The following is a 12,855-nucleotide window of genomic DNA, read 5'->3' as shown; positions in this document are numbered from 1 at the left end:
CGGGGTGTCGCCACCGTTTGGCACGCTCGGGGGGTGACCTCCCCCTCCACGCCGGAAGCACCCTGGCCGGTCCGCACGGTGGCCCGCAAGGTCGCCGAGTGGATCGGCCGGCTGGGTGAGGTCTGGGTCGAGGGGCAGATCGCCCAGCTGTCCCGGCGCGGCGCCGCGACGGTCTTCCTCACCCTGCGCGATCCGGCCGCCGACCTCTCGGTGCCGGTCACCTGCAGCCGGGACGTCGCCGACCGCCCCGGCCTCGAGCTGACCGAGGGCGCCCGCGTCGTCGTGCGGGCGCGGCCGGACTACTACATCGCCCGCGGCTCCTTCTCGCTGCGCGCCACCGAGATCCGCGCCGTCGGCCTCGGTGAGCTGCTGGCCCGCATCGAGCGGATCCGCCGGCTGCTGGCCGCCGAGGGCCTGTTCGACGCCGCCCGCAAGCGCCCGCTGCCGTTCGCCCCCGCCGTCGTCGGGGTGGTGACCGGGCGCGACAGCGCTGCCGAGCGCGACGTCCTGGTCACCGCGCGCCGCCGCTGGCCCGCCGTCCGGTTCGCCGTCCACCACAGCCTGGTGCAGGGGCCGTTGGCGGCCGCGTCGGTCATCGAGGGGCTGCAGCGGCTCGACCGGGACCCCGAGGTCGAGGTCATCGTCGTCGCCCGCGGCGGCGGCTCGGTCGAGGACCTGCTGCCCTTCTCCGACGAGGGCCTGGTCCGCGCCATCGCCGCCTGCCGGACGCCGGTGGTCACCGCCGTCGGCCACGAGACCGACACGACGCTGGTCGACCACGCCGCCGACGTCCGGGCCGCCACCCCCACCGACGCCGCGCACCGCGTGGTACCCGAGATCGGTGAGCAGCGCCGGCTGGTCGACGGGCTGCGCGCCCGCGCCCGGCACCTGGTCGGCGCCCGGCTGGAGCAGCAGGAACGGTGGCTGGAGAGCGTCCGCAGCCGCCCGGTGCTCGCCGATCCGCAACGGCTGCTGCACGGCCGGGCCGACGACGTCGAGCAGTTGCGGACCCGCGCCCGCCGGACACTCGTGCACCGGCTGGAGGGTGCCGAGCGCGACCTCGAGCACGCCCGCGCCCGGGTCGCCGCCCTCTCCCCCGCCGCGACGCTGCAGCGCGGCTACGCCGTCGTCCAGCGGGCCGACGGCTCCCTGGTCCGGGACCCCGGCGAGGTGGCCGACGAGGAGCGGCTGTCGGTGCGGGTGGCGGGCGGTCGGCTGCCGGTGCGCGTCGCCAGGGAGGATGGGGAGCCGTGAGCGAGAAGCCGACCGAGCAGCCGACGACCACCTACGAGCAGGCCCGCGAGGAGCTCGCTGACGTCGTCCGCCGGCTGGAGGCCGGCGGGCTGACCCTCGAGGAGTCGCTCGCCCTGTGGGAGCGCGGCGAGCAGCTGGCCGAGCTGTGCCAGCACTGGCTGGACCGGGCCCGCGAGCGCCTCGCCGCCGCGACCCCCGGCGATCAGTCCGAGTAGGGCCGCACCGCCCCCGCGACGGTCTCCAGCTCCCCGTCGGGAGCCGACCCGGTGACCAGCACGGTGACGTCGCCGTCGGTGCGGGAGAGCACCGTCTCGCCGCGCTCCGTCGTCCCCCGGGTCCAGGTCTGCCCGCCGAGGTCGACGGTGCCCTGCTCCTGCGCGCCGTCGAGGACGCCGTCGACCGCGCCGGCCCGGGCGTCGTCGCTGACCACGAAGCCGGCGTACTCGGCCGACGGCGTGAGGTAGCCGATCTCCAGGGTGACCGGGTCGCCGGCGTCCGCGTCGCCGGCGTCGGTGCGGGCGCTGGTCGGGCGGTAGCCGTCGGGCAGGCCGTCCGGGGCGACCACCGGGTAGCCGGCGCGGGCGGCGGCCAGCTGCACGGTGCTGGCCGGGTCGACCTCGCGGACCGTGTCGACGCCGGACTGCTTGAACGCCATCCAGCCCACCAGCGCCAGGCAGATCAGCACCAACGGGCCCAGCGAGCGCAGCATGTTGGCCGCGCTCATGCGGTTGGCCCGCTCGATCGCCGGCGAGGGCGCCTGCGCGGGGGACTGACTGGACGGGCCGGCTGAGCTCACCCCCCTAGGATGACAGGACTCATCGCCCCACCCCGCCGTCCAACGTCCGTGCGGCGGAACCAGGAGGTCCGCGTGTCCCTGCCCCTGCCCGACGGCTCCGCGACCCACAGCGGAGGCAGCTTCAGCTCCGACCGGCCGGCACCCGACCGCAACCTCGCCCTGGAACTGGTCCGCGTCACCGAGGCCGGCGCGATGGCCGCCGGCCGCTGGGTGGGCCGCGGCGACAAGAACGGCGGCGACGGCGCCGCGGTCGACGCGATGCGGGCGCTCATCGGCACGGTGAGCATGAAGGGCGTCGTCGTCATCGGTGAGGGCGAGAAGGACCAGGCCCCGATGCTCTTCAACGGCGAGCAGGTCGGCGACGGCAACGGCCCGGAGTGCGACGTCGCCGTCGACCCCGTCGACGGCACCACCCTCATGGCCAAGGGCATGCCCAACGCCATCGCGGTCATGGCGGTCGCCGAGCGCGGCGCCATGTACGACCCGTCGGCGGTGTTCTACATGGAGAAGATCGCGACCGGCCCGGCCGCGGCCGACGCCGTCGACATCACCGCTCCCGTCGCCGAGAACATCCGCCGGGTGGCCAAGGCCAAGCGCAGCTCCCCCGGCGACGTCACCGTCTGCATCCTCGACCGACCCCGCCACGACCAGCTGGTCCACGAGGTGCGCGAGGCCGGCGCGCGGATCAAGTTCATCACCGACGGCGACGTCGCCGGTGCGATCGCCGCCGCGCGCGAGGGGACCGGCGTCGACCTGCTCATGGGCATCGGCGGCACGCCGGAGGGCATCATCGCGGCCTGCGCCCTGAAGTGCATGGGCGGTGCGCTGCAGGGCCGGCTGTGGCCGAAGGACGACGACGAGCGGCAGAAGGCCCTCGACGCCGGCCACGACCTCGACCGGGTGCTGCAGATCGACGACCTGGTCCGCGGCGACGTCTTCTTCGTGGCCACCGGCATCACCGACGGCGAGCTGCTGCGCGGCGTCCAGTACCGGGCCGGCGGGTGCACCACGCAGTCGCTGGTCATGCGCTCGAAGTCCGGCACGATCCGGCTGATCGACAGCCTGCACTCGCTGGAGAAGCTGCGCGCCTACTCCGCCGTGCCCTTCGACCGCTCCGAGGGCTGAGTCACTGCGGTCCTCCGGACCGCACCGCGGCCAGGAGCCGTCCCCCGGTCGAGCCGAGCCGCCGCGTCGTCCCTGCGCGGCCCCCTCGGAGGACCGGCGACGCCTCACCGGGGCGGCGTCGGCGGCGGGGGGATCGGCGGCAGGGGCGGGACCGGCGGCGGAGGTGGCGGCGTCAGGTGCCGGGCGGCGAGGCGGTCGACCATGGCCCGCCACCGGCTCGCCGACTCCCCCGGCGCCAGGCTGCGCAGCCGCAGGTCGCCGAACACGCTGCGCGCGTGGACGACGATCCGCGGCGTGCCGGCCAGCCGCGGCACCGGGGCCAGCTGGGTCTTCCGGTCGCCGAAGACCGTCCGGCCGCGCAGCTCGGCGTCCACCCCCTCGGCGACGACCACGTCGATGTCGCCGAACACCGTGCCGAGGGTGATCTCGATGCGGTCGGCGTCCGTGCGCAGGCCGCGCAGGTCCAGCCGGACGTCACCGAAGACGGTGCTCACCCGGTGCGGCGCGTTGGGGCCGGCGAGCTTCACGTCGCCGAACACGGTGCTGAGCTCCTCGGGGACGCGCGTGCCGACGATCTCGACCGGGGGCGGGGCGTCCGGCGGCAGGTCGGCGACGAGCGCGGCGAGGTCCTCGTGGGCGCTTGCCGCGTAGGCGGCCTCGACCCGCTCGCCGAACTCGGTCAGGTCGATCCGACCCTCGGCGACGGCCCGTTGCAGACGCGTCACCGTGGCCTCGCGGTCGGCATCCGAGGCGCGGACGACGGGCCGGGCGGGGACGGCGTCGGGCTTCACGCGGCCGACCGTAGCCGAGCCGCTGCCCGCAGTGCCGGTCGGACGGCGGATGCGACGCCCCGTGCCCCATCCGCCCTCGCCACCCGGGCCGTTCCCACGCCGGAGCGGTCCGGACGGTGCCCTCGCGGGCATCTAGGGTCCGTAGTCGGAGCACTGTCACCAACGACCACCGGGAGCCGCAGCAATGCCCGCTGAGACCCAGGCCGCCTCGCAGGACGGCGCCGACTACCGCATCGAGCACGACTCCATGGGCGAGGTCCGGGTCCCCGCGTGGGCGAAGTGGCGGGCGCAGACCCAGCGCGCCGTCGAGAACTTCCCGATCTCCGGCACGCCCATCGAGCGGGAGCTGATCGCCGCGCTGGCCGCCATCAAGGGCACGGCCGCCGCCGTCAACGCCTCCCTCGGCGTCCTGCCACAGGAGACCGCCGACGCCATCGGCACCGCCGCCGCCTCCGTCGCCCGCGGCGAGTGGGACGAGCACTTCCCCATCGACGTCTTCCAGACCGGCTCGGGGACGTCGAGCAACATGAACACCAACGAGGTGATCGCGACCCTCGCCACCGAGGCGCTCGGGTCGGCGGTGCACCCGAACGACCACGTGAACGCGTCACAGTCGTCCAACGACGTCTTCCCGTCGGCGATCCACGTCGCCGCCACCCGGGCCATCGTCCGCGACCTCGTCCCGGCGCTGCGGCACCTGGAGGCGTCGCTCGAGCGCAAGGCCGCGGAGTTCGCCGAGGTCGTCAAGAGCGGGCGCACCCACCTGATGGACGCCACCCCGGTGACGCTCGGCCAGGAGTTCGGCGGGTACGCCGCGGCGGTCCGCTACGGCGTCGAGCGGCTGGAGGCCTCGCTCCCCCGCATCGGCGAACTGCCGCTGGGCGGCACCGCCGTCGGCACCGGCATCAACACCCCGCCCGGCTTCGCGGCCGCCATCATCGACCGGCTCGCCGACGAGCTGGACCTGCCACTGACCGAGGCACGCAACCACTTCGAGGCGCAGAGCTCGCGGGACGCGCTGGTCGAGGGCTCCGGTCAGCTGAAGACCATCGCCGTCGGCCTGGTGAAGATCGCCAACGACCTGCGCTGGATGGGCTCCGGCCCGCGCACCGGCCTCGGCGAGATCCAGCTGCCGGACCTGCAGCCGGGCAGCTCGATCATGCCGGGCAAGGTGAACCCGGTGATCCCGGAGGCCGTCATCCAGGTGGCCGCCCAGGTGATCGGCAACGACGCCGCCGTCACGTTCGCCGGCACCACCGGCGTCTTCGAGCTCAACGTGACGCTGCCGCTGATGGCGCGCAACGTGCTCGAGTCGATCCGGCTCCTGGCCAACGCGAGCCGGATCCTGGCCGACCGCTGTGTCGACGGGATCGTCGCCAACGTCGACCGGTGCCGGGAGTACGCGGAGTCCTCGCCGTCGATCGTCACGCCGCTGAACAAGTACATCGGCTACGAGGAGGCGGCGAAGGTCGCCAAGCAGTCGCTGGCCGAGCAGAAGACGATCCGTCAGGTCGTGGTGGAGCGCGGCTACGTCGAGCAGGGAAAGCTCACCGAGCAGCAGCTCGACGAGGCCCTCGACGTCCTCTCGATGACCCACCCGTGACGCTCGGCGGGGGCGGTCCGACGACTGATCCGCTCCCGCCGTCCGGCAGGGCGTGGTGACACACCCGGGAACCTGGGTAGCGTCCCCCTCGATGAGCGAGAGTGCGAGCGCGGCTGCGGCCGGCAACGGTGAGGTGGCCCTGCGCCATCCCGGTGGAGAACTGCCCCTGCCCGTGGTCCCGGCCACCGAGGGGGCCGATGGACTGGACACGGGCAAGCTGCTGGCGACGACCGGGCGGGTCGCGCTGGACATCGGCTTCGTCAACACCGCCGCGTGCACCTCGGCGATCACCTACATCGACGGTGACGCCGGCATCCTGCGCTACCGCGGCTATCCGATCGACCAGCTGGCCGAGCACGCCAGCTTCGTCGAGGTCAGCTATCTGCTGATCTACGGCGAGCTGCCCACCGCCGCGCAGCTGGCCGACTTCGACTCCCGGCTGCGCCGGCACACCCTGCTGCACGAGGACCTCAAGCAGTTCTTCAAGGGCTTTCCCCGCGATGCCCATCCGATGCCGGTGCTCTCCAGCGCGGTCAGCGCGCTGTCCACCTTCTACCAGGACTCCCTGGACCCCTTCGACCCCCAGCAGGTGGAGATCTCCACGCATCGGCTGCTGGCCAAGCTGCCCACCATCGCCGCCTACGCCTACAAGAAGTCGGTCGGCCAGCCGTTCCTCTACCCGGACAACTCCCTGGGCCTGGTGGAGAACTTCCTGCGGATGACCTTCGGCTTCCCCGCCGAGCCCTACCAGGTCGACCCGGAGCTGGCCGCGGCGCTGGACATGCTGTTCGTGCTGCACGCCGACCACGAGCAGAACTGCTCGACGTCCACGGTGCGGCTGGTCGGCTCCTCGCAGGCCAACCTGTTCGCCTCGGTGTCGGCCGGGATCAACGCGCTGTTCGGGCCGCTGCACGGCGGGGCCAACCAGTCGGTGCTGGAGATGCTGGAGTCCATCGCCCGCGAGGGCGGGGACATCCCGGCGTTCGTGGCGCGGGTGAAGAACCGCGAGCCCGGCGTGAAGCTGATGGGCTTCGGGCACCGGGTGTACAAGAACTACGACCCGCGGGCGGCGATCGTGAAGAAGACCGCCGACCAGGTGCTGGCCAAGCTCGGCGGCAACAACGAGCTGCTGGACCTGGCGCGGCAGCTGGAGGAGATCGCGCTGTCCGATGACTACTTCGTCGAGCGCAAGCTGTATCCGAACGTGGACTTCTACACCGGGCTGATCTATCGGGCGATGGGCTTTCCGACCCGGATGTTCACCGTGCTGTTCGCCCTGGGCCGGCTGCCCGGCTGGATCGCCCAGTGGCGGGAGATGATCAACGACCCGGCCACCAAGATCGGCCGCCCGCGGCAGGTCTACACCGGCGCCACCGAACGCGCCTTCGTCCCCATCGACCAGCGCTGAACAAGGCTCCCTCCCGCCCGCGCTTCGCAGGCCCAGCGCGGGCCCCTGGAAGGGAGCCGTTCCAGCACCTCACCATCCCGCCGAGGTCCCGTCGTCCGCCCCCGGACGACGGGACCTCGGCGTCTCGGGCAGCATGGGGTCCGCCACGTCCGTCCGCGCGACCGTCCCGGGAGGGAGTCCCATGGCCGAGTCCCCACCCGAGGACGACCTGGTGTTGCCGCCCGTGCCGCTGGCGACGGGTGGGGCCGTGCAGGTCGGCGGCTCCGGCCGCCGGGTGAGCCGGGTGGAGCTGGTCGTCTCCACGGAGGACGGCGAGGAGCTGCGCATCCCGCTCGAGCACCACCACGGCGCCTGGTGGCCGCCGGCCGAGCGCACCGCACCGCCGGCGGGCGTGTACGCCGATCGGGTACCACCTGCGGATCACCCTCACCCGGAGGGGTGAGACCGCCTCCCCCTCCCTCCGGGGACTCCCCTGCCACGTCGATACGAGGTCTGAGCGCACCGCGGGACCCCGCGGAGCCGGCCACGTAGGACGAGCAGCCCGGGGGACCCGCAGTGCCCGCACCACGCACGACGGCCCCTCGCACCACCGCCGGCCGGGGCGCCCCCGCCCGCACCGGCGCCCGTCCCGCCGGCAGCCGGAGCGCCGCCACCCGCAGCAGCACCGCCCGCCCGCCGCTGACCGCGCAGCAGGCGCAGGCGCTGCGCGCCGTGCTCGCCGCCCGCGCCGCCGCGGCCGGGGACGGCACCGCGCCGGCCCGCCGTCCCCCTTCCTCCGGGCGCCCGGCCTCCGGTCGCCGTCCGGCCTCCGGCACCCGGGGCCGCACGAGCCGTACGCGGCGGCGGAAGACCTCGGCCCGCCGGGCGCCCACTCGTCGCTGGCTGCCCGCCGCCGACGGCCGCCGCTGGCGGGTGCGGCTGTCGCTGGCGGCCCTCGGCCTCGTGCTGCCCGTGCTGGCCGGCCTGGTGGCCCCGGGCGCCCAGGTGCCCGGCACCGCCGCGGAACCGACCGACGTGGCGGGGCTCGCCCTCGCCGCGCAGAGCAGGATGCTCGACGCCGCGACCCGCTACCGCGACCTCCAGCAGTCCCTCGCCACCCGGCAGGCCGAGCTGGCGGCGGCCCGCGCCGCGGAGCAGTCCGCGCAGCAGCAGGTGGCCGCCGCGCGCGCGACGGTCGGCACGGGTGCCGCCGCGCTCTACCGGTCGCCGGTCGAGGCGCGCACCCCCCTCGTGACGCTCGACGTGCACGCGGCCGAGACCGCCCCGGGCGTCCTCCACTTAACCGCGATCGCCGAGCGCGCCGCGCGGGACCTCGAGGCCGACGTCGTCCGGGCCGAGCGCGCCGCGGTCGACCTGACGCTGGCCACCCGCCGCGTGGCGGTGGCCGAGGCCGCCCTGGCGACCGTGCAGGCGCAGGCCGCCGCCGTCCTCGACGAGGTGCGCGCGGAGGTCGGCGGGCTACGGACCGACGTGGCCGTCCAGCTGGCCGCGCTGGGCACCGGCCGGGCCGCGGCCGCCCAGCAGGACGTCAACCAGCAGGCGCTGCGCCGCTGGCAGGACCACCTCACCCGGCTGGCGCTCGCCGGCATCGTGCCGCCACCCGCGGCGGCCCTCGCGGACCCGACGGCGCTGCCGGCGGGCCTGTCCGCCGCGCTCGACGGCACCGGACAGCCCGTCCCGGGCGTCGCCTGGGCCGTGGCCGGCAACCGCCCGGTGACCGTGCTGCCGGCCGAGACGGTGGCCGCGGTCAGCTCCGCACTGGCCCAGCTGGGCAAGCCCTACGTGCCCGGTGGCACGGGCCCGGACGCCTACGACTGCGGTGGCCTGGCGGCCACCTCCTGGCTGCTCGCCGGGTACGCGATCCCGACCGCCGCGGGCGACCAGTGGACGCACGGCGCCGCCGTCCCGCTCGCGCAGCTGCAGGTCGGCGACCTCGTCTTCGCCGACGGCGGCAGCGACGTGGGCATCTACCTCGGCGAGGACCAGGTCGTGGCCGCGTCGGCCGCCGGCTTCCAGGTCGGCGTCCGCCCCGTCGCCGACGGCGTCGCCGCCGTCCGGGTCACCCTGCCCGCCCCGATGCAGCCGAACCCCGCGCTGCCGGCCGGCACGGCCGGACGCGGGGCGTGTGGCGCCCCGCCCGCTCCGGTCGGCCCGGTGAGCCCCGCCTGGGGTGGCTGGGCGAACGGCCGGATCCCGACCACCGCCCTGTGTCCGATCGCCCGCGGCCACGCCCTGCGCTGCGACGCCGCCGCCGGCTACGCGGCCCTGGCCGACGCCTACCGTGCGGCCTTCGGCAGCCCGCTGTGCATCACCGACTCGTACCGGTCGCTGGGCGCGCAGGTCACCGCCTTCCGCGCCAAGCCGGCGCTGGCCGCCGTGCCCGGGACGTCGAACCACGGCTGGGCGCTCGCGGTGGACCTCTGCGGCGGCATCAACGTCGCCGGCACGGCGCAGTCGGCCTGGATGGCGGCCAACGCCGGCCGGTTCGGGTTCGTGCAGCCGGAATGGGCGCGGCAGGACGGTGAGAAGCCGGAGCCGTGGCACTGGGAGTTCGGCCACCTGGTCTGAACGAGGACCCTCTCCCGCGGTGGCAGCGTCCTCGCGGGCTCGCGAGGGACCCAGGAGCGGCCTCGCGGCGCGGCGGTGGTGTGCGCCGGTGGCGGGCTCTGCGCCGCGATCGTGCCGCGGACGCACACCGGCCGGAGGTGCCCCTGGGCGGGGTGACCCGGTGGGTCCTCCGTGCAGCCGGCGAGCGGTGGGGGCAGGAGGTCCTTCGTCAGATCCAGCGCAGGCGGGCGACCTGGCGCCAGGGCAGGCGCTGGCAGGCCTCGCCGGTCTCCCCGGCGAGCCGTGCGGCGACGGCGGCACCGGCGCAGGCGAGCGGCGAGTCCGGCGTGACGACGACGTGCGGGTCGTGCAGGTCCAGCCCGGCCGCGGCGATCCGGTCCAGGAGCAGCTGCGGCGCGGCGAGCACGGCGGAGGCGAGCGTCGGCACCTCGGGGTGCGTCCACAGGGCGACCGGGCCCTCCACCCGCAGCTGGCCGCCGACGGCGGCGGCGCGCTCCCCGGCGGCCACGCGCACCCGCTCGACGGCGCGCCGGTCCAGGCCGGACGACGGCGTCCACGGCAGCGCGCGGTCCCCCCGGCGGACGACGACGCGCCAACCGACCGCGGTCTCGGTGCGGTCGGTCCAGTCGAGCGCCGCGACGCCGGTCTCGGCGGCCACCGCGTCGGGGACGGGCCGGTCGTGCACCCACGCCGTCAGCGCGGTGGCGAGCTCCTCGGGCGTCGAGCCGACGCGGGCGTGGGTCATGTCCTCGGCCAGGTCGCGCAGCGGCGTGCGCACCCGGCGCTCGTCCTCCTCCAGGACCACGACCGGGCCGTCGACCCGGTCGTCGGTGAGGGTGACGCGCAGCCGGCCGGTGGCCAGTGCGGGCAGCACCTCCTCGGCCGTCCGCCGCAGGTCGGCCACCGTCACCGGGACCGACCGGAGCCGCTGCAGGAGCCCGGAGGCGGCGAAGAGGCCCCCGCTCACGGACGGTCCTGGCACAGCGCGGTGCGCAGCGCCGGCGCGAGCTCGGGCAGGGTCAGCACGCTGGAGAGCTCCCGGGCGGACAGCCGCACCGGCAGGACGTCGGCGGCCCAGCCGGTCACCCGGCGCACGCGGGCCGCGGAGGAGGGCCACACGGCGTCGCGCGCCGCGGCCACGTGCAGCTCGGTCAGCACGTCGGTGAGGAGGATGGCGGCCACCGGGTGCAGCGCCTCGTCCGCGAGGGCGGAGCGCACGACGGCGGCCAACTGCTCCCGGTGGGCGGCGGTCAGCCAGTGCGGGACCAGGACGTCGGGCACGGGGCCGCCCGAGGGGAGGGCGCTCACCGCGTACCCGCCGCGGCCCGGGTGAGCGCCGCACGGCGGTGGCGGCGGGCTCCCCTGCGCTGTCTCACACCGGTGATATCGGCAGGCCGGCGCGGTGTTCGACCCGGGCCGGCCCCATTTCCGTGGATGGAACGGATCAGTCCCCGAGCTCGGCCAGGCGCGTCTTGAGCGCCCGCTCGACGCGGTCGGCGTGCACGTTCATGTTGCGCACCGAGGTCCCCAGGTCGGCCGACAGCTGCGTCTTGGTCCGACCGCCCCAGGTGGTCAGGTACCACGTCGCCCAGCCCAGGACGTTGGGCTGACCGGCCCGCTGGTCGGGCCGTGCGTCGGGGTCCGGCGCGCAGGCCGCGGTCAGCGCGTGCGACAGCAGGGTCTGCTCGGCCTCCCCCATGATCTCGTCCGGCGCCTCGTGTGCGTCCGGCAGCATGATCTCGGTGCCGTCCGGGCCGACGCCGTCCAGGGACTGCAGGTTGCGCAGCCCGTTGAGGGTCGCCACCGTCTGCGAGTTGCGGCGCAGCGTCGCCACGCTCTGCCCCATGTACGCGGCCAGCTCCTTCTCGCTGGGCCGCCGCTGGTGCTCGGCGAGGAAGGCGGCGATCGCCTTCTGCTGCTTGTTCTCGGTGTCGGCGGCGGTGCGGCCGTGGGCGTTGCGGCCCAGGTCGTGCACCCACTTCGACAGCTGGGTGGCGAGGAAGGCGCCGAAGGGCACGCCCTTGGTCTCGTCGTACTGCGCGACCGCCTTGAGGATCCACTCGCTGACCTGCTGGGTGAGGTCGTCGGGGTCGGGCACGTGCAGCCGCAGCGTGCTCGAGTTGCGCTGCAGCCGCTTGAGGCTGACCGGGAGGTAGTGCCGGCACAGCTCGTCGAGGAAGGCCGGCGGCAGGTCGCGCGGCGCACGGCGGCGGACGTCGGTCTCCGCGCGCAACCCCACGGTCGCCGTCCCCCGCCCGGCGCACCAGGCCTTGACCCACTCGGCGAGCACGGAGGCGGTGCCGCAGGCGCCGTCGACGCGGTACAGGCCCTCACCCTGGTCGTAGCTGACCGTCACCCCGCCGGGCAGCTCGCTGCGGAACTCCCCGAGCGCCAGCTCGTGGTCGGTCCGGAAGTGGACCCGGTCGCGGGGGGTGATGGGGGCGAGGGCCCAACCCTCGGCCTCGGGGATGCCACCGAAGACCAGTGGCTCGCGGCCACGGGTGGCGCGGGTGTCGTCGACGGAGGTGGGGAGGGGCTGGTTCACCGGGACTCCTCGGCGCTGTGGGGAAGACGGTGCCGCGTCGGGTGCAGGAGGACGGGTGGGCCCCTGCAGGATCTCGCCGGCCCGTCCGGAGGCTCGCCGCGAGCGTGCGAGCGGGAAGGAGGACGGGGTCCTGCTTCAGGCGGGGATCCGCTCGGACCGGCGCGCGGCGGGGACGACGGCCTCGGTCGCCGAGTCGGCCGCGAGGCGGGCCATCAGGTCGGCGGCCGCTGCGCGCTCGGTCTCGCTCGGCTCCGCGGTGTAGACCGGCATGTGGTCGTACAGCGTGGTGAAGACCGAGCTGACGAAGGCGTAGGCGGTCTGCGCCTGCGGCGAGAAGCGGGCGACGGCGGCCCGCGGGCCGAGCTCCACGCCGACGGTCACGCGCACGACCCGGTCGTCCTTGCTCAGCCCGGTCAGCGTGAAGGACACCGCGGGGTGCGCGCCGGCCAGCTCGGCCAGCGCCGCGAGGCACCGGCGGGCGGACCCCCGGCGCGGCCGCAGCTGCACGTGCACGACGACGGCGTCGGACTCCGCGCCGGAGCCGACGACCGTGGCGACCTGGTCGCCGGACTCGGTGATAACGCTGTGCTGCATCGTGATCGCCCCCTGTGACGTGCTTGGGGCAACTCTGGCGCATCCACCACCCGGTGAGCGGCACAACTCTCGCTGTGCCATACGCAATGTCAGGGCATCTCTTCGGCAGGTGTTGCCCGTGTCGATCGACCGCCCGGCCTCTCCGGTGCGGTGATCGGCAGGAGTCCACAA

At 75.2% G+C, this 12,855-nt stretch carries 13 protein-coding genes; 7 read left to right on the top strand and 6 right to left on the bottom strand.

What is annotated here, in order from left to right; genetic code table 11:
- Window positions 1-33 precede the first annotated feature (33 nt).
- Together xseA and ACU610_RS24520 are read left to right on the top strand one after the other, a co-directional pair.
- Window positions 34-1,254 carry an exodeoxyribonuclease VII large subunit gene (gene xseA / locus ACU610_RS24525; RefSeq protein ID WP_446770298.1) on the top strand — a complete coding sequence of 407 codons (1,221 nt, stop codon included), beginning with the start codon at window positions 34-36 and terminating at the stop codon, window positions 1,252-1,254.
- Window positions 1,251-1,469: an exodeoxyribonuclease VII small subunit gene (locus tag ACU610_RS24520; RefSeq protein WP_446770297.1), complete on the top strand. Its 219-nt coding sequence runs from the start codon at window positions 1,251-1,253 to the stop codon at window positions 1,467-1,469. Before xseA ends, ACU610_RS24520 begins: the two co-directional genes overlap by 4 nt.
- Here ACU610_RS24520 and ACU610_RS24515 read toward each other — a convergent pair.
- A complete protein-coding gene (locus ACU610_RS24515; RefSeq protein ID WP_446770296.1) occupies window positions 1,457-2,050 on the bottom strand; it encodes a DUF4245 domain-containing protein in 594 nt (197 codons plus the stop codon). The genes ACU610_RS24520 and ACU610_RS24515 overlap by 13 nt on opposite strands.
- Window positions 2,051-2,122: 72 nt before the next feature.
- On the opposite strand from ACU610_RS24515, the gene glpX reads away from it, so the two are divergent.
- Window positions 2,123-3,175: a class II fructose-bisphosphatase gene (gene glpX, locus ACU610_RS24510; protein ID WP_446770295.1), complete on the top strand. Its 1,053-nt coding sequence runs from the start codon at window positions 2,123-2,125 to the stop codon at window positions 3,173-3,175.
- A gap of 104 nt (window positions 3,176-3,279) precedes the next feature.
- On the opposite strand, the gene ACU610_RS24505 is transcribed toward glpX, so the two are convergent.
- Window positions 3,280-3,966 (bottom strand): DUF1707 domain-containing protein, encoded by a 687-nt coding sequence (locus ACU610_RS24505; RefSeq protein WP_446770294.1) that lies wholly within the window; start codon window positions 3,964-3,966, stop codon window positions 3,280-3,282.
- A gap of 184 nt (window positions 3,967-4,150) precedes the next feature.
- Here ACU610_RS24505 and ACU610_RS24500 point away from each other — a divergent pair, with 184 nt between their 5' ends.
- The 4 genes from ACU610_RS24500 to ACU610_RS24485 all read left to right on the top strand — a co-directional run bounded on the left by ACU610_RS24500 (window position 4,151) and on the right by ACU610_RS24485 (window position 9,545).
- Window positions 4,151-5,569: a class II fumarate hydratase gene (locus ACU610_RS24500; RefSeq protein WP_446770293.1), complete on the top strand. Its 1,419-nt coding sequence runs from the start codon at window positions 4,151-4,153 to the stop codon at window positions 5,567-5,569.
- 91 nt (window positions 5,570-5,660) lie between these two features.
- A complete protein-coding gene (locus ACU610_RS24495; protein WP_446770292.1) occupies window positions 5,661-6,977 on the top strand; it encodes a citrate synthase in 1,317 nt (438 codons plus the stop codon).
- Window positions 6,978-7,158: 181 nt separating this feature from the next.
- Window positions 7,159-7,419 (top strand): hypothetical protein, encoded by a 261-nt coding sequence (locus ACU610_RS24490; RefSeq protein ID WP_446770291.1) that lies wholly within the window; start codon window positions 7,159-7,161, stop codon window positions 7,417-7,419.
- A 113-nt stretch (window positions 7,420-7,532) separates the two neighbouring features.
- Complete coding sequence (locus ACU610_RS24485; RefSeq protein ID WP_446770290.1) at window positions 7,533-9,545, top strand: NlpC/P60 family protein; 2,013 nt, start codon at window positions 7,533-7,535, stop codon at window positions 9,543-9,545.
- A gap of 208 nt (window positions 9,546-9,753) precedes the next feature.
- On the opposite strand, the gene ACU610_RS24480 is transcribed toward ACU610_RS24485, so the two are convergent.
- The 4 genes from ACU610_RS24480 to ACU610_RS24465 form a co-directional block, all read right to left on the bottom strand.
- Window positions 9,754-10,512 carry a hypothetical protein gene (locus ACU610_RS24480; protein ID WP_446770289.1) on the bottom strand — a complete coding sequence of 253 codons (759 nt, stop codon included), beginning with the start codon at window positions 10,510-10,512 and terminating at the stop codon, window positions 9,754-9,756.
- A complete protein-coding gene (locus ACU610_RS24475) occupies window positions 10,509-10,853 on the bottom strand; it encodes a hypothetical protein (RefSeq protein WP_446770288.1) in 345 nt (114 codons plus the stop codon). The genes ACU610_RS24480 and ACU610_RS24475 overlap by 4 nt, the downstream gene beginning before the upstream one ends.
- A 136-nt stretch (window positions 10,854-10,989) precedes the next feature.
- Window positions 10,990-12,090: a flagellar biosynthesis protein FliA gene (locus ACU610_RS24470; protein WP_446770287.1), complete on the bottom strand. Its 1,101-nt coding sequence runs from the start codon at window positions 12,088-12,090 to the stop codon at window positions 10,990-10,992.
- Window positions 12,091-12,225: 135 nt separating this feature from the next.
- A complete protein-coding gene (locus ACU610_RS24465) occupies window positions 12,226-12,684 on the bottom strand; it encodes a hypothetical protein (protein WP_446770286.1) in 459 nt (152 codons plus the stop codon).
- Window positions 12,685-12,855: the final 171 nt, after the last annotated feature.

This window comes from Geodermatophilus sp. URMC 61 (genome assembly GCF_052931555.1).
Note: the sequence above shows the minus strand (reverse complement) of the source record. Positions and strands in the feature narration are given on the sequence as shown.